Raw genomic sequence first — 23125 nt, forward strand, 5'->3', positions numbered from 1 at the left:
AGTGATGGCCGCAGGTCTCTCAGCACTGTAAAAAGGCGTTGAAAGGTAAGTAAGCTGTGACTTATAATTGCCTTGGAATCAATTGCTTTATGTTTCGTAACAGTAAGTGCCAGCCGACTTTCTTAGGCTGGCATTTTTTTTAATAGGATAATTACATGGCAGATTACGCCTATAACGAGATAGCAAAAGCCACCTTTAACTGTGGTTTCAAATCAGATGACCGCACAAATACCGGAACTGTGTCTCTGCCGTTCCAAATGTCCAAGTATGACCTGAGTGGTCTACGTGTGCCGCTACTGTCCATGAAAAAAGTCAATGAACGTGCGGTGCGTGTAGAGCTGGAGTGGTATCTGCGCGGCGAAAGCAATATTAAATTCTTGCAGGATAACGGCGTTCACATTTGGGATGCTTGGGCTGACGAAAATCTCGAACTGGGACCCGTTTATGGTTGTCAGTGGCGTAAGTGGGAAGACACCCGCGTTGTTGCTGCCGAAGAGGTTCCGGAGCTGGAGAAAATTGGCTATCAGGTTGTGGGCGTTCTCGGCGATGAGCGGGTAGTGGTGCAGCGCTTTGTCGATCAGCTACAGGATATGGTTAATACGCTTCGCAATACGCCGGATGCCCGTCGAATCATTTTGACAGCCTGGAACGTCGGTAAACTGCGAGACATGAAGCTGCCACCATGCCATATGACCTTCCAAGTTTGTAGCAAGGTGTTGCCGGAGGAAGACCGTTCAATCCACGGCTACAACATTGGTCTGACCCACTTGAAGTATGGCTATGAGTCGAACTACGCCGAGTTCGTTGAGTATGTAAATTCCCACTTGCAGGGGCGCTATGAGTTTGCAACCCATGAAGCGATGGATGAATTCAAGATCCCGCGTCGTGGCTTGTTCTCTGGCTTGTATCAGCGCTCAGTTGATGTGATGGTCGGAATGCCATTCAATATCTCGGGATACGCGATTCTGACTCACTTTATCGCCCAAATTACTGATCACATGGCTGTGGAATTCACGCACTTTGGCGGTGATGTTCATATCTACAGCGATCACTTCGAGGGTTATGAAACACAAATGGCGCGTGAGCCGATTGGCGACAATGATCCTGTCGTCCTATTCCCTGAGCACTATTGGGAAATTGACGATTTCGCTTTCGAAGAGGTTGTGATTGAAGGCTACAAGCATCACCCGTTTATCAAGTTCCCTGTAGCGGTCTGATAGAGAGGGGCAGATGAAAGTTGTAGTTTGTGATTTAGATGGTGGTATCGCCAACACAAAACACCGCGATTATCTGTTGCACAAGAAAGATTGGGAACGTTACAACAAGGCGTGTCGTGATGACGCGCCTGTTCGCTCTCTAATCGCGGTTCTGAATGGACTGGCATTGCAAGGTTACGTCGTTGTTTTGTTATCTGGTCGCTCTAATGCGGTTAGAGACGAGACTGTTGAGTGGCTGATGGAAAATGGCGTTTCCTACCACCACTTGCTGCTAAGAGCTGCTGACAACCGCAAGCCCAATGACAAATTCAAAATGGACTTGATTAACGCCTTTCTGAAAAGCACCGGAGCAACGCTGGAATTTGTCATAGAGCCTTTCCAGAAGACCGCCCGAGCTTGGCTGTCACATCCCCATAAGCCTACCGTCCTGATTATTGGTGAACTCAATGCTTAAACTGATTGCTGCAGCCGATCGTGCCTATGGAATTGGGAAGCAGAATGCGCTTCCCTTTAAACTTTCCGACGACATGGCTTTCTTTAAGCGAATGACCTCCGGCTCAATTGTTGTCATGGGGCGGAAGACCTTTGACTCAATTGGCCGTCCACTCCCTAATCGAACCAATATCGTCCTGACTCGTGATGGCAACTGGCATAAACCTGACGTGTGGGCGACGGGTGAAATCCAGCCGGTTATTGACCTGTCGAATGAATTTGATGTGTGGGTAATTGGCGGAAGCGAGATTTACGCTCAATTCCTGCCTTATGCTTCGCAAATATATCTGACAGAGGTGGATGCGGAGCTTGATTGCGATACGTTTTTCCCTTGCTTTGACAAGTCTCTATGCAGGGTTGAGACGCTTGAAGAGCATGAGGCAAATGAGCGTAATCAGTTTGGCTTTGCTATCCGCAAGTATTCAAAGGAAGACCAATGCGAATCGGTTTAATTGGTGCTCAAGGCACTGGAAAAACAACACTGGCAAAAGCATTTTCTGCCCGATGGAAAACGCCTTTCGTTGAAACCTCTCTAAGTAACTTGTTTAAGGTTCGTGGCTTAGAGGTTCGTTCTGAAATGGACTTTGATACGCGCCTTGATATCCAGCGCGATATGCTTGACTACTTGGTTGAGCAGTTGGAAAACAACCCTGAAATGATTGCTGACCGGACACCGATTGATATTGCCGCTTACTCAATTGCGATTGCGCCTTACGATGCAACGCCGGAGCAATGTGAGCGATTGGAGCAGCATGTTTTCGAGTGCTTGGAGGCAGCAGAGCAACTGTTCGACAGCCTTGTTTTGATACAACCAGGTATTGAGCTGACCGAAGAAGATATCAGGCGAACCGACCGAGGCTTGATTAACTTCGTTGCTCAGGAGCGCATTACCTCATCCAGCTACTACCTGCTTTCCAAAGTAGGGGTGTCGAAAGAGGGCAAGTCTGTGCGCTGCGGCGTTATTCCTCTGTTCCTGACAGAGCTTGAAGATCGCCTTCGAGTTCTGGATAAGTTTACAACCGGCGTGACGCACAAAGCCTGCTACGCGAGCGCCGAGTCTAAAACCCTTCACTGAGTCTTTTCTGCCTAACTGCTTGGTGCAGAATGAATGTAAACAGCACCAAGCAGAGGCAATTGATGTGAGTATTATTATGTGTGACGAGTATTTGTCTGTAGAAGAAGAGCTGAACCGCAAAGTAAACGACACGCTAATCGACATCCTGACAAAGCGTGACGGCAAAAGAATTTCACCCGCTCAGGCCAGAGAGCGTATTGCGGTCGTTCATGATGTGGCTATGGGTTTAGTAAACGATGACTTATCAAAACTGATTGAGGCTGCTCTGCGAGAAGCTGGCACTCAGCAAGAGAATGGCGCACGTCGCTTGTTCCCCGTTCTGCTAAGAAAAGACAGCAATATGCTTTCGCTGGACATTGACGAGTGCAACCCTAAGCGCTTGGTGTTGAAAGGTGTCGTTGGTGGCAGTTTTACTGACAAGAGCAGTTTCTTTGATGCAGAAACGGATGCTTTCAGAGCTACAGCCGAGACACTGAGCAAGTTGCTGAAAAGTGGGTGGAGTAAAGAGGTATGAGTCGTATTTTGGTCGGTGGTCTGGATATTGAAACTACAGGTCTGGATAAGAGCGATCACCGTGTAATTGAAATTGCCGTAAGCATTCGTGACTTAATGACGGGGGAGCGTCTTGGTGGTTTTGAGCAGCGGTTCAATCCGCGTCGTTCCATTGATGCTAAGGCGCAGGCTGTTCATGGCATTTCGCTGGCCGACTTACATGGCTGTCCGTTGTGGGAAGACCAGGCTGATCGCATTCATCGAATCCTGTCTAAGTGCTCGGTTCTTGTTGGTCACAACGGTATTGAGTTTGACTTCCCGTTCTTGGATGCGGAGTTTAAGCGTGCCGGTCTGAAACTGCCGGAGGTTTATCAGTTCGATACAATGCAAGAAGGGCGTTGGGCTTGTGAGGACGGCAAAATTCCTCGTCTGGGCGAACTGGCCTATGCTTGTGGCTTTGACTATGATACAGAGAAGGCTCATAGCGCTCTATATGATACCGAGCTGATGATAGATTGCTTCTTCTACGCTAGAGAAAAATACAATCTGTTTCAGATACCTGATTTGATAGTAGAGTCCAATAAAGTAGTGTGAGGTGAGGACTAGGAATGTCCTGCTATTACGTATTCAATTGATTTGTGGAGGGTGGCTTTTGCATCCTCCTACGCACTAGTTCTCATAAAGCTATAATTTACACAGACATAAGTCGTTCAATTTGACTTCGATAGGAATTGCTTCTAATCAAAATTCTGATGGTCAGCTATTTAAATGTGCATATGGATAATTTTAAAATCAAACCTGATGCTTATGTGACATTCTCATGGAAAGGCCGAACAATGGAAGGTGAATTTTTCCGTGTTTCCAAAGGGAGTAATAGCGGAGTAATTCGTCCTTTTGATCGCGCACTTAGACAAGAATTAGTTGATGACAAGCTAATCTCACGAGTGAACTGTCTTGAAAAGAACATATTAATTGATGAGTTAGTAACTTGTGACGGCATAGCTACGGATGAGAGCGTTAAGGTTGGGGATGGAACTTATAATACCGTTCAAGGCTATGATTTTATTGGAGAAGGTGAACTGAAATCTAATGACTTGGTTATAGCTGATTGCAGATTAGAACTCTTGCGACGACAATTACATGCTGTTTACTCAAAATTAAAGTATACGGAAAGCACGTATGCAGACAGAAAAGAAATCGAAGCACTAAAATTTGAGTTCAAAAAATATTCTTTGGATAAATTTAAGCCTCTTAGATATAAATTAACGCGCAAAAAAAGAGTATGGCAGTATGTGTCCACACATCCATTATGGTCACTTTTATTAATTGTGATTTTATTGGTTTTAGTCTTGTTAAATTAATTAAAATCGCACTCATAGTATGTATTCTATGATAATTGTCATTAACTTCTCACCTTTTTCCTCCATTTGTGTGCAATATTTTTTTAATTTATCCTTTTCTTTTTGTTAGGCAATTGTTGTTATTCATATATCCGACAATCTAATACCTTGCCAAATCCTTTTATACCTATTCGCAAATGCGAAAATAATTCCATCGAAAAGATAGACGATTTATCGAACTCGGAAAAAGGAATAAGCAAATGACACAAGTAACAAGCAACCCAATTTCTGACTTAGACGAACTGGACGCGCTAATGGCAGATCTCAACAACCTGAGCATTTCCGCTGATGATCTAGACGCGCTTGAAAAGACATCTGCCGACAAGAATGCCTGCGACATTGATGATCTCGACATGCTACTTGGCGAATTGGATATGCCGGAGGTCGAAGAGCAAAAGATCGAAGAGCCCGTTGCGGCTGCAGACAATGAAGATGACTCGCTTTCATACCTTGATAAAATGCTGGATGAGCTGAATGAAAGTTCTAAGGATATCGGCAAGCTATCTGACGGTGAGTTGGCAGCCCAATTAGCTAAAGAGGCTCAACATCAACAAGATGTAGAGGCTGTTGCGTCTAAACAAGATGATGAGTTTGTAGAAGGTGAAGCAAAGCCAAAGCCAAAGCCAAAGCCAAAGCGCAAGCGTGTAGCGACTGGCGGTAAGACGGCTGAGGAATACGTTGCCGACAAATCTGACGCTGCCTTTGAGGCTGTGGGTATCGCCAAAGAAGAATTTGCTCTGATGCTCAATGCACTGCCGAAAAAAGTGAAGGACAAGGCGAAGAACATTCTGGCTTGGGCGAATGATGAGGCTGAGCTTTCCATCTACACCCGTCTTTGCTTGGAATACCTGGTGAAAAACGGTAGCGCAACTTCGGGTGACTTACGGACTTACCTAATGAGCAATCCAGAGAAGCCATACACGGTGGGAACTGCTGGCTCTCAGGCTGGACAGATGATGGCGCTACTGCCTGCTATTGGAATGGCAACCAAGGACGGCAAATCCATCACTCTAAATCGAGAAAACCCACTGTCGGCAAAATTCATTGGTTGATAGGAGTTAGCGAGCGCCCTTGGTGGCGCTCCGGAAATAGTGTGTTGGTTTGGGGGAGAAAATATGTATTCGGTTATTCAGGCTCAGTCAGTAGCGGAAAAGATTTCACGTTTGATGTTTGATATCCGGCTGTCACAGTCCAATGCTTTTGAGGATTGGGTAAAGGCCATGCTCAACGGTTTCATCGGGGGTGACAATTGCCGTGACCACTTGAGTTGGGGAGATCACGAAGCGACAAAGGCAGTTGAGGCAGAAAAGCTGTTTTTCGGGTTCGTTGAAAGTTATCCAGGTATTGATTTGCTGGGGCGGGTTATGTGTGAGCTGAACTTGGCAGGCCATAGCAAAAACCTTGGTGCGTTCTACACGCCTTACTCTGTCAGCAAGGCAATAGCGCAAATGCAGTTTCATGATCTCAAATTGGACAACTATCCGGACGGATTCTCTGTTCTTGAGCCGTGCGTAGGGGCTGGTTCTATGGCACTTGCTGTCGTGGAAACGCTATTTGAGAAATATGGACAGGCTGGGCTGGATAAACTGCGACTCACTATTAACGATATCGACAGATGCGCGGTTTACTGTGCAACCATCCAGCTATTGAAAACCGTTGAAGTGTTGTCTCCGACCAAATCATTACGCGAGATCATCGTCTACTGCGGGAATGCGCTGACAGTCGAACATGAGCTTTTGTATCACATTACTGCAGTGCCGATTCGGTCTACTACAGAGGAATTGAATGCCTTTGTAGAAATGCCATCATTTGCTTGTGCTTAATATTAAGGAAGTTCGTGGTATGAGTTGTATTCAATGGGGAATAGTTGCGCCGGAAAGAAGCAAAGCGTGGTTTGGCGCTCGCATGAATATCGTTTTTACCGATGGCAAATATAATGTTGAGTTTTCCCAGCATCGCGCCGGACTGTATGGCAATACGGAATCGGAAGAGGGCAAGTTGATTCAGCGCCTTATTTGGGGACAGGATCTTTCGTTGGCGATCAGCACGATCAACCGAGTTCTCAATGAACGTCGAGAAGAGGACATACGCGGCTTTCGGTATGAGTGGGAATTACCTTTGGGTGTAAAAGCGGTGGCTGATACCAAGGGGCATAGCGAATATATTTTTTTCTGTGTGTATAAGTAATCGGTGACTTAAGTGATTGCTGTAACCAAAATCATCATTACTCGCTTGGAGGGCGAGTTCAAACTGTGCAACAAGCCTGAAATTTTTGACAAGCCATCCGCCATTCTCGATTCGACGAACTGGATGCTGCGACAAGCACCAACCTTGCCGAAAGTAGGCTACGACAAGCATGACGTAGAGGTTCATTGGGAAGATGGCGAATTAATCAACTTTGTGTTTAACGGCACAAGTGCCAAGAACCGAGGCCACATTACCTACAGTGTGCTTGGGTATTTGAGAAAGCTCTTTGCCTATGAGCTTGAAAACGGCCTTCCGTTCTACGGCGAAAAGGACACACCTCTCAACCTTGAGCATCGCCGTGAGATTGCAAAATTCGCCCATAACCGCGAAGGGTTCAAGTTACTCGTGGCCTCTGTAAACGACGTTCTCAAGCAAGCAGCGTAAGAGCACAAAAACAGACTACACCCCCCCAGAAAAGCGCCCAGAATCACTCAGGGGCGCTTTTTTCGTATTTACCCAAGCCAACCCACAGCTACAGTGTCCCGAATCGTCTGAGAGCGTTTTGGAGAAGAGGCAAGTCCGGAACTATTTCCTATTGAATTAAGTAAGCGCTAGGTTACTATTTGGAGGGAGCGGCAGGGTAATCCGCAAGGTTCTTCCCTATATAAATAATTAAAAGAATATTTATATATTGGAAGCTAGGTTTTTTGTCCGAAGGTAATCGTGAAGGAGTTACGGAGTTATCTCAGGAAACTAGGCTCTGCAAGAGCCTATTTTCCGAGATAGATTTCAATATCCGGAACTACCTAACACTGAATAAAAACCGCGTTTCCATAAATAATATATTTATTCCTTTTAATTTATATAAAAGGGGTGATCGACAATTTGCTTGGATGCCTTGTCTGCGGAGTCAAAATCTAACTAAGCACTAGCAACAAGTGAGGGTTATGATGAATAAGTCCGGAATGCCTGATTATGTAAAGCGAATTGACGATCTGATCCGGAAATCCTTTCCGTCCACCCACCCAGTCAGCGAGGATTGGGGAAAGTTAATATCGGACGTGGCGAAATTCGCTTCCCTGCGCGATTTAGAAGTGATTAAAGCCATAGAGAGCCACCACAGCACCAAGTTACCACCAAAAGCGCTCAGAAGCGGATACAGCGAGCACCCTCTGTTCACAGACATGAACAAGATGATTGAGCATGTGAAAGGACTTGCGGAGTTCGACAAATCGACAGTCTGTGCAGCCTTGGAAGTGGTAACGCCGTCAGTTGGTAATACGACAACGGCATTTTGCATCTACAACGGCGCAGAGCTTTACTACAAGTTCAAAATGCCTGGCACCTTTTCTGGCGAGATTCAGGCTGGTCTATACGCGATTATTGCCGCGATGAAGATTTTCAACGAGTGTGAGCTGGAGCAGGCGATGATCTTCACCTCATCAACGGCCATGCAAAATGGTTTTAGACATTGGGTGCCTAACTGGAAACGCAATGGCTGGAAGACCAAAGCAGGGGATGAAGTTAAGTTCCAAGCCTTATGGAAGAATGCCTACGCGACATTACACTGCTTCCGTTATCACGAAGTGAGCGAGCCAACCTGCGCGGATACACTTGGCTACCTGCGGATTGCTAAGGAGTTGGCTGAAGACAACTCCAAGTAGTTTTGCATTCAAAAGGTAAGTCATTGCTTACTTAAAATAAGTGTTGACTTACTTTTTAAAAAGCCGCTATCTTCCCGAACGGTATGAGAGCAAACGACATGGATAGCCCTGTAATGACTGATAAAACACTGCCTGTTTTTGAGGTGCAGTTGTCACCTATTCGAGTTCAGGCTGAGAACCCTGTTCAGGCGGCTTTGATTGCAGCCAATGTTGCCGGCCAAAAAGGCGCAGACAAGTTCTTGGTTCGTAGCTCGAATGGCGTTGAGAACCAAGTTGATCTTGGCCTGCTTCATGACCTTGGCGTGCTGGTTCAGGAGCAGCCGGAAACTCCTACTGAAACTGAATCCGAGCAAGCTGTTGAGATTGAAGAAGTAACCGAATAATTGCGTTCGATGGTCTTACTCTGAAACGGAATTGGGCTGCCATTTGGTAGCCCTTTTTCCTATCTGGCGTGCCTATGGCGTTTATTTAATATCTGCGTATTGAAACGAGCAACTGCAAAGGAAACGAGCAATGGCAAAACCTACCAACGTAATTGCCCTGATTGATACTGACTTTTTGAGCCGGATCGACTCGAACTTAGAAACTAGAGACGGGGCATACAACTTCTACAACTGGATGATCCAGAAGGGCATCAAGAGTGAGCAGATGACAAGTGAGTGCATCGGCCACCTGATTAACGAGGTGTTCCGACTGCGCAGCCAGAACAAAGAGCTATACCAGCGAATTGCCAATCGTGACGCTCAGTAAAGGTTGCGGAGTATAGCCAGGTGGAGGCTTCGGGACCGGTGTAGAGCAGCCCCGAAGTCTTGTTGCAGAGCGAGCAACATAAACATTTTAGCCTCGCACACAGCGAGGCTTTGCTTTACTTACCGGACAGCCAATCAAATAACTATCGTTCAGCACCAAATGCCAAGCCTTTTGGAGTGAGCCAAGTGGAAGGTAATTAAAACCGGTCAAATGTTTGCAATTTACGGTCAAAAACCTATACCCACACCAGTCAAAGATATAAGTATGTAGCAAAACTATCTCATAAACACAAAAAGCCTTTAATATCAATTTCTTATCTTTTTTTTTACCAAAGAGAGTCAGAATCAAACCTACTCAAAGAGTTATCAATAAAAAATAAGAAAAAATACTTACTTTTTGATTAACCCCTGACCCCAATTCTTATATCGCCCAAAACCACCCAAACAGAACCGAATAAAACAAAAAAAACAACTCAACCCCTAAACACGTAATCCATTAAACGATTCGGAAAACCGCAAGATCTTACCAGCGGGAAGCCATCCCCAAATACCCACCCATTAAACAACATCACCAAGACTAATAAGCTAAACAAACCACATAAGCCCAACACGCTATACAGCTTCAAGTAAGAAAGCTCTAATCGCTTCTCCCGCCAGTAAACACAAGGACTCAGCCATAGAACATCACTCTCAACGCTCTATAAAGGGAAAGCAGTAGAGAAGAGAATCGCGGATACCAAATCCCATTAGAGAGCAATAGTCCGTAGATAAGCAGGAGTGATGAAAGACCAGTAGAGAAGAGATATTCACCTTCCATGATAAGGAGTGAAGAAAGCAGTCATTCCATTAGAGAGGAGCAACAATTAAGAGACAAGGAGAAGAGAGAGGAAGCGATATAGGGAGAAGCTGGTGTAAGGGGGAGGGGGAGAGTGGGTTTCGGAAGCTGCGCCGCACAAATTCCCTTTCAATGACCTAATCAAGTTCTCCGCCGTCAGGTGTTTGGAATCGGGAAGTCTGGACTGAAAATTTTGAGAAAGGTGACGTTCCGGATATGGACCGAAAGGGAAGCTCTCATTAGGTGAGTTTTTGTCAGGGAGAATTGCCGTTGGTTTTCGGAAATTAGCCAGGTATTTCGAATCGGGGTTTCCAGCCGGAAAAATTAGGGAAAGGCTGAGGTCGTATATGGCCGGTTACGGCTTGCTGCTCTCATTGATGAGGGAGCCACGATTAGGGACAGTTCCCCGAACTGGTATTAGGGATTGTGAATGGCCGCGGATTTCTATACCGCAATGTGGTTCCCGCAAGTGTCCGTTCCCGAGCACATACAGATCGTCTCATGCAGCTTTCACGGCAATCAATGAATTTCGTTAGGCAAAAGCCAACTTTCGATAGGCGATAAATTTCCTCCCGTAGTCTGTTCTGGATACGTTATTTTCCCATATCTGCTCCGGTGAAATAGATGCTCTCGCAAGGGGCTGAGCTTCCCGCAGGGTGCTTGGCCTGTTAGTAGGGAATGAACTGCTAATTTACCTTTCGGGAAATGACTGAATGGGCAAATTGGCGGGGTGTTTAAAAACTTCCGCAAGAAACCCCCGAGAAACTTCCCAGAATCGTCTCCCTGCGTGTTTTTGAGTGTGGGGAATACGATGGCTCCACTTTTTCTGAAATCGTCTCTGAGCGCGTTCTACAGCGTTTTACTTTACTAGATAAAAAATAAGCAGTTGCTTAGGCATTGGCTACTAAATGATTGTTTTGCGCTATATGGTGGATGTAAAATAAGTAAGCGGTTAGTGATGTAGTGCAACTCATTGGAACGTGCCGCAGCTAGTCTTTGTTCCTTTGGGCGTTGAGCTTAGTGACGGCTCCCCGATAACACAACCAGTCAGAAACATAATTGCACTACTCTTGAAAAGCGAAGCCCTTCGAGCGGGGTTCTGGCGAAGAACGACCACTGCCAGTGAAACGCGGGTTAATGTGATGCCACTATAGGCACTAAGTAGCCAAAAGAAACTGTAGAAATCGACCATAAAGCGCGGGTTGGTATCCGCTTAGTCACGGGGTTTGACACACCATGCAATGTGCGCCTAATAAGTAAGCCGCAGCCACTTGGTTCGGCTTCCTGTTTGAATAGGACAGGGCACTGCGCAGAACGATGCCGCGATAAGTCAGCTTTTCAAGAAGACAAAAACTTGTGTGCCGGATAACCGGAAAGAGTGTTGGTTAAAAATTAAGCGCTCGCTCGCAATTTTTCTCCAGAAACCTCTAATTCAGGGTTGGCTTTGGTCTTGGGTAGATTTTGTGATTTCTTGCTGGTATCACATATCGCTCAAAAGACCACTTTTACCTGAAAAAAGCCAAAACAGAGCAAACAGAGCAAACAGAAGAACAAGCAAAGAGAAACAGCCAAGGTAAAAGCAAAACCTCTCAAAACAGACAGAAGAAAAGCTCAGCCGAGCGAAATCAGACAGCCCTCAGCAATCCACTTCCTTGCCTCTCCAAGTCCGCGAAAATGAGCACATCAACGGAACCACGGAGCGAATACAATGCAAATCGCAAAAGACACAATTCAAGTTATCGAGCTCTGCAAAGACGGAAACGTTGAAGCACGCCTGACCACCTACAACACAGAAAACGGCATTCAGCGTTTTGACCTGGTAGTTATGTCCAAAAAGGCAAAGAGCGGTGCTTATCTGTCTACAGCGAGTCTTGCGGCTATCGAAAGAGCCTGTGTTCGCACCTTGGGGATTCAACCTGAGAAACTATCCCAATTTTTAAATGCTGCTTAATAGGTAAGCGCTTAGTTAGTTTTGGTGTTGCATTTACTTTTTCAGTATGCAGAATAGTAAGCGCTGGCTTATCAGGGGGGTTTGGTCATTGCCCCCTTAGCCAGCAAGCGAGAGGACAAAAATATGTTTACATATACACAAGAACAGGCACGTAAGCGTTCTGAGTATAAGTTAGCTTACATGACTGATTCGGATCGTGAGCAGATCCGCACTGAGCAGCGCATTGACAAGCTGCTGGCGAAGACATTAGAGCGTGAACGTAAGCAGCGCAGTAAGCAACTGCGACGCAAGCGCAAAGCGACGGAGAAAGCTGATGCGGTGACTTACTCAGCTCATCCGCTACAGTTCTTCCAGCACAAACAGCTTATGCGCGGCTCTGATGGCCGTTACTACTGGATGGATAAAGCGACCTTTGCCATGACACCTACGACGCTTACTGCGGCGCTAGATGAAATGGAAACCGTTGAAGGCTGACAGCCAGTAAAGAGGACTACGGGAATTATTCCCATATATAGAATTAGGCAGTTCGGTGGTGTTACTTGTCCTCTCACCGAGCCGGACTGCCGCCCATATTGCTTACCTTGCTTGATGTTGCGTTTCTCCGGTTAGCTTCGCTAAGTTCCTTCCTCGGTGGAGTGCAAGGTAAGCACTTTTTCATTGCTTCTCTTACCGAAAGGGAAGCCACCCGTTTCTCTATTGTAATGCTGCCACTGCCATGACAGGGGATCGGCAAGGAGATAAAACTTCTTCGCCGATCCTTTTGTCTATTTGACCTGACTGATTTAGCACTGTCTTTTCTGCCTTTTCCTTCAGGCAACAGACAAATTAGGCGAAGGTGCTGGCATTGCTTCGATAAGCTCTCAGACATACAATTCTGCCACGCTAACCAAAAAATAAAGATACTGACGTATGAAAGGCGATTATCAAGAATGGCGTGATATTCCGGAGTTCGAGGGATATCAGATTAACGAGGACGGAGAAATCAGAGAGCTGCGGTCGCTAAAGAAGACCAGAGCCAGCAACGGTGATTACTACCACTTCACGCTTATCAGAGAAGACGGCAGCAAGTGGAAGCGACAGTCCAATACCTTTGTCGATGAGTTGTTTACGACTCAAGAGCAAGCCGATGGCAAAGTTGTCTGGAAAGAGGTTCCGGAGTTCAACGGCAAATATTTCCTAAGCAATAAAGGCGACTGCGTCACCATCCGACCAAAGAAGGCGTCCATGAAGGACGGGAAGCCATATGTCGTGAACATCAAAGGCACCAAGAGAACCGTTGCCAAAATCCTAAGAGAAGTATTCGGGGAGCAGTAAGCTCCCTTTCTTTTGCCCGCAACATACCGCAAGGCCATATTCCAAGGGCAACACATTTAACCTGGCTAACTCTCGTCTAAATAACCAATCAGACCACCTCGCGGCACTTCCAGCCTCAAAACAGCAACTCCGGCTCCAAACACCTCGCGGGACGTAAACTCAGGTATTTCAATTTCCGGTGTCCAGCCGCAAAAATTAGGGAAAGGGGGCAGGGCGAATAGTGCAGAGTTAGGGAAATTTGTATTCGCAGACAAATTAGGGGGTAAAAAAATATAAGGGAAGGCTTACCGGAGTTTTCAGAAGGTTTTATTTCAGGGAAGGTTGACACCGTCCGGCAGGCTTGAGCAATAAAGCCGACTTTTTCCGCTGGTATATAGAACGCGTGACGCGAATAACCAAGAAATAAAGGAAAATCAATAACCAGAATTGTAGGTTTGGATATGATTTAGCCAATCAAGCCTACTTAATTAATAAATTACGCAGTAGGTCACAAAAAGCATTAAAGCCGAAAAATTTCGAAAAAAACACTTGCTGGTTTTGCTCGAAAGTTCCATAATGACCACATCGAAACGAGAGACGCCAATCCAAAGTTTCGATGAGTTAACCAAGTATCAAGTAACCAGTAATTAAGGAATAACTATCATGGCTAAATCAACTGTATCTTACATCGCTAACGCTGAAACTGTAAACGTAAAATCTAAAGCTGATGCTGTCCAAAACGTGAAAAACATTCAAGCTGTCATTGATAGCAAAGTTGAAGAGCTGGAAAAAGCACTAGCGGAAACAAACGACAAACAGCGTGAAAAAGATCTAACAGCAACTATCCGCACGGAAAAGAAACGCGCCCGATATGTTTCTCAATTCCTTGCAATGGTAGAAAACGATCAGAAAGCAGCAAGCGCAAACTATCAAATGCAAAAAGAAAACCAACTGAATCTAGCGGATATTTGCGGTGATATGTATTCACTAGAAAAACTGGCGTTTATCTTCGGACAAAAGAATTTCGAATATACAGTAGCGCGCTCAACTGAAACTAATGTAATCATTCCGTTTAAACTGATTGAAGAAATGGGAACATATAGCTTTACAGTGAAACAATTCCGCGAATTTTACAGCGACGTTAAGGTTGAAGCATGGCGCAAAGCGAATCCGGAATTGTGCGAAGTGGAATTGAATGCTAAACGCGAAAAGACTAATCGCCAGTCTCAAATGATTCTGTCAATGCTTGTTAAATTGGGCGCTTTCGAAGTGACTAGCAAGGCGAAACTTTCAAATGATAGCGGAACAGTGCAACTAGCTGAAAATTCAAAATTACTTCAACTGCTTAGCAGCAAATTTGAGTCACTAAGTGTTTTTGTTAATGCTCAGTAAATTAGTCACCGATGACTTATTAAGTGTGGTGGCGAAAATTCGCCACTACCACAACAAGAAAAATTACCAGTCTCAAAAACACAAGATCCGCCCGAGTGGCGGATTTTTTTGCGCGTTTTTCATCCTCTTTAAAATCCTTTCTGTATGCCATTCTCAGCGCTTTTCCTTGTTAGTGGTGCGAGCGCATGGCTTTAATCCTTTGTCGCTTTCTGGCTGCGATTCTGGCGCGATTTGAGCGTGATTTATTTTTGACTGAAAGAACGGAAGTCTTAGAAACAATCGAGTTGGTTGGAAAGCATTGCCTCGGCAGAAATCCCTGTTTTTGCCCACTAACCTTATAGCCCTTGTATAGACCCAATAACATGTAGAGACAGTAGAGCCTCTGTATCTTGTTTACCCTATAGACCCAGCCTGACCCAATTGACCCAAAGTGGCCAACTGACACCAGCCGACCCCCTGAAATTCCACTGACCTTATAGCTCGCCGTCCCTAAAAGTGGACACCAAAATATTACCGATTTGAAAAGTGGGGCAGCCTTATAGCCCTGAGCCATGAAACGGGCAAAAGAAAAGGGGCTTCCGCCCCTTGTCTCAGCCCATGAAAAGGCTCTGAATATCTTCTGGTGATACGTGCTTGCCTTGTTTTATCAGGCTCTCAAGCTCTCGAAACCTTAGAGCTTGCTCGACCAATGGCTGTAAAACTTTCTCCCACTGGTCTTGCGTAAAACTCTCAAGCGCAGCAGACACCACAGCCCCTCTGTCCAGCTTCACACCATGCTTGGTCTTTGACTGCTTCATGGCGCTTCGTAGGTTCGTTACAGCCTGGTTGCTTACCTTCACGTTGATATTCACAAAACTCTTTTCGCTCATCACGCAACCTTATGGCTCTGTTTTAGCAGGCTGTAGTCGAAGTTGGTCCCTTGCGGAAGAATGCCCTCTGCGAAGCCCTTAGTGGAGTGGACAATGGCACGGCGCTCTTCCGAGTGTTTGTAGAGGTGCTTGTTGCACTTGTCGATGAAGTCCACGACAAAACAGATGTTCGCGGCATCTTTCTTGGCGCGTAAACCTCGACCGATACGCTGGCGAAGCTCTACTTCTGCCTTACCCGAACCGGCAAGAATAACTGCGCCTACAGCCGGAACGTCAACGCCTACGTCCAAGATGGTCGAGCCGATAAGCACGTCAATTTTGCGAGTTGCCAGCTTCTTCAGTGCCGCTTCACGCTTACTTTGGTTCGAGTCGCCGAAGATGAACTCAACCTTGATGCCAAGTGCGCTCATCATTTCAGACAAGATACGCCCGTGGTCTTTGTGCTTAACCAGCAGCATCGTGCTTAGCCCGTAGTCCTTGAACTCTTTGGCTTGCGCTACGATCAGTCGGTTGCGCTGGAAGTTGTAGGTAACGCCAAGTGTGTATGCTCTCTGATATGGAGCGCCCCAAGACAAGTTGGTGTTAGGGTATTTCTTGGCAAGTTCGGGCTTCGCATCAAAGCGCTCTCTGTCGTGTAGATGAGTGCATTCAATGTATTTGAAGTAAGGGCGAGCCAGAATACCGGCATTAATCAGGAACTCTTCTGTTACCTTGATGCCGATACTTCCGGACACGGCCATTAAGCGCATGTTTGCCTCTGCGCTGTCTTTCATGAATGGCGTAGCAGTCAGGGCAAGCCGGTAATCTGCGTTCTTACAGGCATTTGCGATGGCATAGAATTGGCCGCCGGATGATTCATGGGCTTCTTCGAGGATCAGCAGAGAGGTGCGCTCAAGCATATCGAGCACGACCTTACGTTTAGCCAGGTGCTTTTTCTTCTTCGCCGAATCCCAATCCGCCTTTGGATCTTCAAGTGCCTTGGCTAGTGTCTGGACGGTAGCCACGTTCACATACTTGGACATGGTAAATTCACCATCACCCAAGATGCCGACGAAAGCACCCGCAGGTAACTCACCAATGGACTTGCGGTATTCAAGAGATTTTTCGAAGTTGCCGGCCATCTGGTGCATCAGCACACCGCGAGTCGTGATGAAGAGTGTCTGTCGGTTGATACGCGCCAGTGCTTTGCAGGCAATAACCGACTTACCACCACCGGTTGCCACTTGAGCCACCATACCGCCCATTTCAACCAAACGCTCAACGGTCAGATCTTGATATGCGTAGAACGGGTTAGGTGGGAATGCGTTAACCACCGGATTTGGCTTTCCAAGCGGCTTAACCATTTCTTTGCGCTTGGTGATGACCTTGTAGCCGTTCTTCTTTAGACGGGTTGCGATGGCATTGGTGAAGCCAGCAGGGAATTTGCACGTTCCCCAATCAAAGAACGTAGACGTTCCATCCCAGCCAGTAGAGGAATATTTTGCCCCCTCAACTACGTAGCTAAGGGCTTTTTGAACGATCTGTTTTGCGTCTCGGTCAGCATTGACGAGCTGCGCAGTAACAGCGTTGCGGATGATAGCGACAGTTTTCAAATCTTACTCCTTGCCTGAAAACTACGAAAGGCACATAATCCACGATTGATAAGTAATTAGTGACTTATTTTAAGCAAAAATTTATAAGTAAAAAAAGTTAGAAAACTGAGAAAAATGGCAAAAAACACCATCACCTTCCGGCGTGTAAGTGTGAACAGTCTTAGGCCAAACACTTGGAACACTAACTCAATGTCGCCGCCAGATTTCGACAAGCTGGTGCGCTCGATTGAGGAAGTCGGTTCCTTCAAGCCCGTAGTAGTTCGACGACTTGGAGACGAGTTCGAGATTATCGGCGGAGAACATCGCTGGAAAGCTGCGATGGTTCTTGGCTGGGATGAGATCGACATTGCTGATTTGGGCGAAATCTCCGAAGCCGAAGCCAAACGAATCGGGGTTTTGGACAACGAGCGTTATGGCGAAGACGATGAGCTGGCACTGGCTCGCCTGATTGAAGAAATTGACGCGGTATTTGATGTTTCTATGTCGGAAATCGCACTAATCAGCTCAGATTTGGATATCGCAATCAGTTCGGCAGCATTGGATGACTCGATCTTTGATGGTCTGGATGACGATTCAGAGCGGGAAGAAGAGATTGAACGCACAATGGAGAAGCTAGATCAGGAATCGGTCGCTTCGGGACAGATGATGCGCTTTAAAGTGCCAAACGAATATGCAGGTGCAGTGCGTGATGCCATCAGTGCTGTGGTGAAATCGCAAGGCATCAAGACGGGCAATGACATGGAAGATGCAGGGGAAGCACTTGCATACATCATTGAGCAATGGAGAGCGAGCTGATGAAGGATTTACAGCTTGAGGTTGTCTATCTAGACCCCAAAACACTCATTCCTTACGAAAAAAACGCCAAAATCCATAACAAAAAACAGATTGAAGCGTTGTCTGCCGCAATTGTTAAGCGTGGATTCGACCAGCCGGTTACGGTCGATAAAGACATGGTCATTATTACCGGCCACGGGCGAACCGAAGCTGCAATTTTCGCAGGACTGAGTGAAATTCCGGTAATTATCCGTAGTGATCTGACCGATACAGAAGTTGCCGCCAAACGTCTTGAAGATAACCGGCTGGCCTCTACCGATTATGATATGGAGCTGCTGGAAGAAGAGATCAACGAGATTCTGTCGGCGGATCGCTCTGAAAACCTATTTGGGTTTGACGACAAAGAGCTGCAAATGATGACCGAAGACCTGCTTTCCAGTGATTTGGGCGAGGAAATGCTGATTTCGGACGTTTCGATGGAGGCAAGCCGCATTGCAGAAGAGAACGAAGAAATCGGTGAGGAAATTGCCGAGTCCAAACTGAAAATTTCCGATGCCTTTGGCTTCCGCGAAGTGCCGATGAAGGACGGGCGCACAATCATTCGTTGGGTTGCCATGATGGAAGAGCTGACCGGACGATCGGGAGCTGCCGCTCTTGTCGAATACGCCAAACGCGACCTGGCTAAAGCCGAAGAGGTGATGGATTTCAGCGAAACGCCAGACCCGCACGTATCCAGCGACCTCGAAGAGCTGGAATCAATGCTGATTTCTTAACGAGGTGTCTGGCAATGGAATACGTGATCAACAAGTCATTCAACTCGAAGGTGGAGCGAACACCGCGAGTCATGGAAGTGGCGGAGTCATTTGGCTTAGGCATTGAGGACGAGGCATGGACGATTTACGACAACTTGAAATTGGAAATCAATCAAGGCGATGTCGTTTACATCACCGGTCAAAGTGGTTCTGGCAAGTCCGTCATTCTAAGAGAGCTGGCGGCACAAATGGCAAAGCACCTGTCGGTCAAAACGATTGATGATGTGGTTTTAGACCACGACAAAACCCTCATTGACCAGATTGGCAAAACGACAACCGAAGGGCTTGGGCTGATGAATGTGGCAGGGCTGAATGACGCCTATCTCTTCATCCGTAAGCCGAGTGAGTTGTCTGATGGCCAGCGTTACCGACTGCGCATTGCTAAATTAGTCGAGTCAGGCGCCCAAGTTTGGGTTGCCGATGAGTTTGGTGCGGTATTGGACCGAACAACCGCTATGTGTATTTCCAACTCCCTGCAACGTGCTGCTCGGAACGCGGGGGCGACATTACTTGTCGCAACAACGCATAGCGACCTGCATTCAAGCATTAAGCCGGATATCACCATTACGAAGCTATACAAGGAGCGTGTAGCCGTAGAAGTTCATGGAGAGAGCGAAAATGAATGAACTGGCCCGCCGTAACGAAATTCAGGACATGATGGAGAAGAAGGGACTTACAGCCCCTCGCGTAACGGTTGAAAGCATCGCTGAGCGCATCCATTCGGTCGAATACGTCAAGCACACACTGCCAACCGGCGGTATTCTTCGCTGGTGTGTGATTAACATGGTGAACGGCTTCTCTGTAACCGGCAAACCAAGTTCCTGCTGCTCACCGGAAAACGACGATGAGGAAATTGGCAAGAAGGTAGCCTTTGACAATGCCTATCGTGAAATCTGGCAACTGGAAGGCTATCTGCTTTGTGAAAAGTTAGCTGAGGTTCCTCATGCAGCATGATGTGATTATTGAGCGCCACAAGGCTTCGGACTTTCCAAGCCGCCTGCCGTTCATGGATCGCATTGTAGTGAAGAAGGGCAGTGTCGAGGACTGGCACGCCCTCAAATCACTGCATTACAAGGCTGGCAATAGCTTTGGCGCTGCTGAGTATTATCGCTGTGAGCTGGACGGCAACCTGATTGGTGTTGTTGTTATCGTGTATCCGCAGTTACTTCTGGCCGAACGTCACCTGATGTTCCCCAAGATGGCACCTGGCACCGAAACCAAGCTGACCAATACCTATCGAGGCAAGATGGTAACGAAGCGCTGGTTCGGCACAATTTCTCGGTGTGTGCTGGATACCATGTATCGCGGCTGTGGCATTAGCTATCAGATGATCAACCTTGCGTGCCGTATGCACGATAGGGAAGTCATTGAGATTAAGTCGGCCATGTCCAAATACAATCCGTTCGCCATGAAAGCTGGCTTCAAATTCGTTAAGCCACCTGCGCCACAGAAGCGTCGAGACGCGCTTAAAGCGTTTAGCTTATACGTCGAGTCAGATCCGACAGATGTGGACGCTGTGATGGCGGAGATTGCGAATTTCAGCCCATCCCTGCGTGAGCGGACGCGAAAAGCTCTGATTGATGTTTATTTTAAGCATTCAAGTCGAGATAAGGCTGGCAAGAACAACAAAAAACGGGTTCAGGACTTCTACGTGACAATGACCATCGAAGAGGTTGTTGCCGGGCTTCAAGACCTATGTTTTTCAACGGCCATCTACGGTGCTTACAAAAATCCTGACTACGGCAATGCGTCAATGCCAAAGGAACTGCCTATCGAGGCATTCTACTGGCAGGGGATGAACGAACCTTTGAACATGGAGAAATTCAGGGAGTGGAAGAAGGTTAAGTCCGCATGATTCTCACCAAGAAACAAAAACAGATTATCCATACAATCCTCATTGTCGAAGAGGTGCGAGGCATTGCAGATCTGGATTCGGTTCTTGAGTCGCTACCTTACAAAACGTCAAAAGAAAGTTTTCAGTTTAGCCTGCGAGCATTGATCGAGAAACGGCTGCTGACCAAAGGCGAACTCCGCAAGCGCTCAGAGGGAGGTCAGAACCGTCGGACGCTGCTGCTGACAACTTTGGGGCGGGCTTTCGCCAAGCAGATCGCACGAGTAGGCATGTCCTAATAATATTAAGAAAATATATTATATATATTGGAAGCAAGGTTCTTGCGAACCCAGCTTCCAATCAAGGTTAAGACTCCGCGACTTCTCTTCAAACTACCTGCGGAATTGAAAACTCTTCGTGAAAGTAAGGTTCGTTAGAGCCTTATCTTTCACATAAATCTCTTCAAAAACCGCGCTTCCATAATATTTATATTTTTAAAAATAATAAGCTGCGGCTTACTCATAATCTTAACAATACCGCGCCTTGCTGATAATATCGCCTCGTGTAGTAAGTAATGGGTTACTTATGCCGGAAAAGAAAAGGATTTTAACGCCGTCGGAATGGATTGAGCTTGAGGTTATGTGGGCTTCGGGCGAATACACGCTTGCGGCGCTGTCAGAGAAGTCGGGGATGCGTCCAGAAACGCTTTCAAGACGATTTAAGGCTCGTGGGGTAGAGAAGGGTAGCGCTGCCACTGCGGATGCTGTCAGAGAGGCTGTGAAAGAGAAAATGATCGACAAGTCCGTGGAACGGGCAAACTTGATCGCCTCTCGTCAGGAGTCATACGACAAGTGGGCTTACAACCTTGGCGCGCTTGTGATGAAGGAAGTTGCCGAAGGTGCAAGATCGCACGGAGGCATAGGTTCAGCCGAAGAATCAATTAAGGCACTGCAACGAGCGTCGGCTGCCTTAGCCAAGTGCTATGAGGTTTCCCACAAGGCACTTCGCATGGATGACAGAGACGTTCGCGACGACGAATTGCCTGAGCTGATGTTCGCCGAGCTGACTCAAGAACAGGTGCTTGAGCTTCGCAAGGCCCAAACCGGTGATGCCGAAGACATTGTTGACCTGGATGAGCTGGAAGCAGAACTTGCTGAGGAAATTGCGTCAGAGCGGGAAGAGCTTGAGCGAGAGGAGGCTGAGTCGGAGGCTGTTACCTAATGGGTATTTCAGTCGGCAATATCATTCAGCTTCATGCGGGGCAGATGAAGGTCTTCAAATCTCGCGCCCGTTTCAAGGTGGTTTGCGCCGGTCGTCGTTGGGGCAAGTCGATGCTGTCCATCTCGCTGATCACCAAGTATGCGATGAAGGCGCGGAGACAGCGGGTTTGGTATATCGCACCGACCTATCAGATGGCAAGGCAAATCCTGTGGGATGAGCTAAAGCAGACCATCAATGACCGGTATGTGCTAAAGACCAACGACACAACCATGACCATGATCCTAAAGAACGGATCAGAGATTGCGTTAAAGGGGGCGGATAAGCCCGATACGCTCCGTGGTGTGGCCTTGCACTTTGTCGTTCTTGATGAGTTTCAGGATATGAAGCCTGAGACGTGGACTAAGGTAATTCGCCCAACGCTATCGTCCACACGCGGTGGTGCATTGATCATCGGGACACCTAAAGGTTTCTCAGCGTTCTATGACCTTTGGAAAATGGGTCAAGATCCGGAAATGGTTCGTCGCGGCCAATGGGAAAGCTGGCAATACACAACGGCAATGTCCCCATTCGTTCCAGAGGACGAAATCGAGGCGGCGAGAGCTGACCTAGATCCGAAGTCATTCATGCAGGAATACGAGGCGTCGTTCACGACGATGTCCGGTCGGGTTTATTACCCGTTTGAGCGTGAAACCCACGTTAAACCATGCCCGTTCAATCCTAAATTACCAATCTGGGTGGGACAGGACTTCAACATCGACCCGATGAGTGCAGTGGTCTTACAGCCTCAGCCAAATGGGGAAATTTGGGTTGTTGATGAAATCGTTCTGCATTCGTCCAACACCGAAGAGGCTTGTGACGAATTGGAGCGTAAGTTTTGGCGCTGGAAGCAGCAGATTACGGTTTATCCCGACCCTGCAGGCGCACACCGACAACATGCTCGCGGTGAGTCGGACTTGGATATTTTCAGGGAAAAGGGGTTCGTGCGAATTGACCATCCCAAAAAGCACCCCGCGATTGCAGACCGTGTGAATGCCGTCAACCGACTGCTTCGCGCAGCAAACGGCGCGGTTCGACTGTATGTTGACCCGAGCTGCCGGACAACCATCGAGTCGTTTGAGCAAGTGCTTTATAAGCCTGGCACTCGCGATATCGACAAGGCGGCAGGGGTAGAGCACATCACGGATGCTTTGGGCTATCCAATTCACCGTCGTTTCCCTGTGAAGAAACACTCTATTATTGGCGTTTCAAGATAAGTCACCTATGACTTAGTATGGGTAAG

29 protein-coding genes are annotated in these 23125 nt (G+C 47.1%); 27 read left to right on the forward strand and 2 right to left on the reverse strand.

The window, feature by feature from the left end; all coding sequences use genetic code 11:
• Positions 1 to 155: 155 nt before the first annotated feature.
• The 19 genes from FH974_RS19605 to FH974_RS19695 all read left to right on the forward strand — a co-directional run bounded on the left by FH974_RS19605 (position 156) and on the right by FH974_RS19695 (position 14982).
• Positions 156 to 1217, forward strand: a complete 1062-nt coding sequence (locus tag FH974_RS19605) for a thymidylate synthase (RefSeq protein ID WP_207104108.1) — start codon at positions 156 to 158, stop codon at positions 1215 to 1217.
• Between the two features lie 13 nt (positions 1218 to 1230).
• A complete protein-coding gene (locus FH974_RS19610) occupies positions 1231 to 1671 on the forward strand; it encodes a phosphatase domain-containing protein (RefSeq protein WP_207104109.1) in 441 nt (146 codons plus the stop codon).
• A complete protein-coding gene (locus tag FH974_RS19615) occupies positions 1664 to 2161 on the forward strand; it encodes a dihydrofolate reductase (RefSeq protein ID WP_207104110.1) in 498 nt (165 codons plus the stop codon). Before FH974_RS19610 ends, FH974_RS19615 begins: the two co-directional genes overlap by 8 nt.
• The gene (locus tag FH974_RS19620) at positions 2146 to 2784 is read left to right on the forward strand and encodes an AAA family ATPase (RefSeq protein WP_207104111.1); all 639 of its coding nucleotides are present in this window, start codon (positions 2146 to 2148) and stop codon (positions 2782 to 2784) included. The genes FH974_RS19615 and FH974_RS19620 overlap by 16 nt, the downstream gene beginning before the upstream one ends.
• A gap of 64 nt (positions 2785 to 2848) precedes the next feature.
• A complete protein-coding gene (locus FH974_RS19625) occupies positions 2849 to 3298 on the forward strand; it encodes a hypothetical protein (RefSeq protein WP_146149685.1) in 450 nt (149 codons plus the stop codon).
• Complete coding sequence (locus FH974_RS19630; RefSeq protein ID WP_047884382.1) at positions 3295 to 3870, forward strand: 3'-5' exonuclease; 576 nt, start codon at positions 3295 to 3297, stop codon at positions 3868 to 3870. Before FH974_RS19625 ends, FH974_RS19630 begins: the two co-directional genes overlap by 4 nt.
• Positions 3871 to 4052: 182 nt before the next feature.
• Positions 4053 to 4637: a hypothetical protein gene (locus FH974_RS19635; protein WP_207104112.1), complete on the forward strand. Its 585-nt coding sequence runs from the start codon at positions 4053 to 4055 to the stop codon at positions 4635 to 4637.
• Between the two features lie 293 nt (positions 4638 to 4930).
• Entirely contained in the window at positions 4931 to 5728 is a 798-nt protein-coding gene (locus FH974_RS19640; protein WP_207104113.1) for a hypothetical protein, read from the forward strand.
• Between the two features lie 63 nt (positions 5729 to 5791).
• The gene (locus FH974_RS19645; RefSeq protein ID WP_207104114.1) at positions 5792 to 6499 is read left to right on the forward strand and encodes an N-6 DNA methylase; all 708 of its coding nucleotides are present in this window, start codon (positions 5792 to 5794) and stop codon (positions 6497 to 6499) included.
• A gap of 19 nt (positions 6500 to 6518) precedes the next feature.
• Entirely contained in the window at positions 6519 to 6863 is a 345-nt protein-coding gene (locus tag FH974_RS19650) for a hypothetical protein (RefSeq protein WP_047884378.1), read from the forward strand.
• Between the two features lie 12 nt (positions 6864 to 6875).
• The gene (locus FH974_RS19655; RefSeq protein ID WP_207104115.1) at positions 6876 to 7307 is read left to right on the forward strand and encodes a hypothetical protein; all 432 of its coding nucleotides are present in this window, start codon (positions 6876 to 6878) and stop codon (positions 7305 to 7307) included.
• 503 nt (positions 7308 to 7810) lie between these two features.
• On the forward strand, positions 7811 to 8527 hold the full coding sequence (locus FH974_RS19660) for an RNase H family protein (protein WP_084712500.1): 717 nt from the start codon (positions 7811 to 7813) through the stop codon (positions 8525 to 8527).
• A gap of 113 nt (positions 8528 to 8640) precedes the next feature.
• Positions 8641 to 8910 carry a hypothetical protein gene (locus FH974_RS19665; protein ID WP_207104116.1) on the forward strand — a complete coding sequence of 90 codons (270 nt, stop codon included), beginning with the start codon at positions 8641 to 8643 and terminating at the stop codon, positions 8908 to 8910.
• Between the two features lie 130 nt (positions 8911 to 9040).
• Positions 9041 to 9277, forward strand: coding sequence for a hypothetical protein (locus FH974_RS19670; protein WP_047884375.1), 237 nt, complete (start codon positions 9041 to 9043; stop codon positions 9275 to 9277).
• A 2542-nt stretch (positions 9278 to 11819) separates the two neighbouring features.
• Positions 11820 to 12062, forward strand: a complete 243-nt coding sequence (locus FH974_RS19675; RefSeq protein ID WP_207104117.1) for a hypothetical protein — start codon at positions 11820 to 11822, stop codon at positions 12060 to 12062.
• Between the two features lie 123 nt (positions 12063 to 12185).
• The gene (locus FH974_RS19680) at positions 12186 to 12536 is read left to right on the forward strand and encodes a hypothetical protein (protein ID WP_207104118.1); all 351 of its coding nucleotides are present in this window, start codon (positions 12186 to 12188) and stop codon (positions 12534 to 12536) included.
• 435 nt (positions 12537 to 12971) lie between these two features.
• On the forward strand, positions 12972 to 13376 hold the full coding sequence (locus FH974_RS19685) for an NUMOD4 domain-containing protein (protein WP_047884372.1): 405 nt from the start codon (positions 12972 to 12974) through the stop codon (positions 13374 to 13376).
• Positions 13377 to 14018: 642 nt separating this feature from the next.
• Positions 14019 to 14747: a hypothetical protein gene (locus FH974_RS19690; protein WP_207104119.1), complete on the forward strand. Its 729-nt coding sequence runs from the start codon at positions 14019 to 14021 to the stop codon at positions 14745 to 14747.
• Positions 14737 to 14982 (forward strand): hypothetical protein, encoded by a 246-nt coding sequence (locus FH974_RS19695; RefSeq protein WP_207104120.1) that lies wholly within the window; start codon positions 14737 to 14739, stop codon positions 14980 to 14982. Before FH974_RS19690 ends, FH974_RS19695 begins: the two co-directional genes overlap by 11 nt.
• Positions 14983 to 15337: 355 nt before the next feature.
• Here FH974_RS19695 and FH974_RS19700 read toward each other — a convergent pair whose 3' ends face one another.
• Together FH974_RS19700 and FH974_RS19705 are read right to left on the reverse strand one after the other, a co-directional pair.
• Positions 15338 to 15616, reverse strand: coding sequence for a hypothetical protein (locus tag FH974_RS19700; RefSeq protein WP_207104121.1), 279 nt, complete (start codon positions 15614 to 15616; stop codon positions 15338 to 15340).
• The gene (locus tag FH974_RS19705; RefSeq protein ID WP_207104122.1) at positions 15616 to 17208 is read right to left on the reverse strand and encodes a DEAD/DEAH box helicase; all 1593 of its coding nucleotides are present in this window, start codon (positions 17206 to 17208) and stop codon (positions 15616 to 15618) included. Before FH974_RS19705 ends, FH974_RS19700 begins: the two co-directional genes overlap by 1 nt.
• Before the next feature lie 114 nt (positions 17209 to 17322).
• Here FH974_RS19705 and FH974_RS19710 point away from each other — a divergent pair, with 114 nt between their 5' ends.
• The 8 genes from FH974_RS19710 (at position 17323) to FH974_RS19745 (ending at position 23099) form a co-directional block, all read left to right on the forward strand.
• Entirely contained in the window at positions 17323 to 18003 is a 681-nt protein-coding gene (locus FH974_RS19710) for a ParB/RepB/Spo0J family partition protein (RefSeq protein ID WP_047884369.1), read from the forward strand.
• Positions 18003 to 18755: a ParB/Srx family N-terminal domain-containing protein gene (locus FH974_RS19715; RefSeq protein WP_207104123.1), complete on the forward strand. Its 753-nt coding sequence runs from the start codon at positions 18003 to 18005 to the stop codon at positions 18753 to 18755. The genes FH974_RS19710 and FH974_RS19715 overlap by 1 nt, the downstream gene beginning before the upstream one ends.
• A 14-nt stretch (positions 18756 to 18769) precedes the next feature.
• Entirely contained in the window at positions 18770 to 19420 is a 651-nt protein-coding gene (locus FH974_RS19720) for an ATP-binding cassette domain-containing protein (RefSeq protein ID WP_207104124.1), read from the forward strand.
• Positions 19413 to 19748, forward strand: a complete 336-nt coding sequence (locus FH974_RS19725; RefSeq protein ID WP_207104125.1) for a Gp49 family protein — start codon at positions 19413 to 19415, stop codon at positions 19746 to 19748. Before FH974_RS19720 ends, FH974_RS19725 begins: the two co-directional genes overlap by 8 nt.
• A complete protein-coding gene (locus FH974_RS19730) occupies positions 19738 to 20649 on the forward strand; it encodes a hypothetical protein (protein ID WP_207104126.1) in 912 nt (303 codons plus the stop codon). The genes FH974_RS19725 and FH974_RS19730 overlap by 11 nt, the downstream gene beginning before the upstream one ends.
• Positions 20646 to 20924, forward strand: a complete 279-nt coding sequence (locus FH974_RS19735; protein WP_047884365.1) for a hypothetical protein — start codon at positions 20646 to 20648, stop codon at positions 20922 to 20924. Before FH974_RS19730 ends, FH974_RS19735 begins: the two co-directional genes overlap by 4 nt.
• A gap of 286 nt (positions 20925 to 21210) precedes the next feature.
• Positions 21211 to 21846 (forward strand): hypothetical protein, encoded by a 636-nt coding sequence (locus FH974_RS19740; RefSeq protein WP_207104127.1) that lies wholly within the window; start codon positions 21211 to 21213, stop codon positions 21844 to 21846.
• Positions 21846 to 23099 carry a terminase large subunit domain-containing protein gene (locus FH974_RS19745; protein ID WP_047884363.1) on the forward strand — a complete coding sequence of 418 codons (1254 nt, stop codon included), beginning with the start codon at positions 21846 to 21848 and terminating at the stop codon, positions 23097 to 23099. Before FH974_RS19740 ends, FH974_RS19745 begins: the two co-directional genes overlap by 1 nt.
• The last annotated feature ends 26 nt before the right edge of the window (positions 23100 to 23125 follow it).

Source organism: Photobacterium ganghwense (assembly GCF_017329545.1).
GTDB classification, from domain to species: domain Bacteria; phylum Pseudomonadota; class Gammaproteobacteria; order Enterobacterales; family Vibrionaceae; genus Photobacterium; species Photobacterium ganghwense.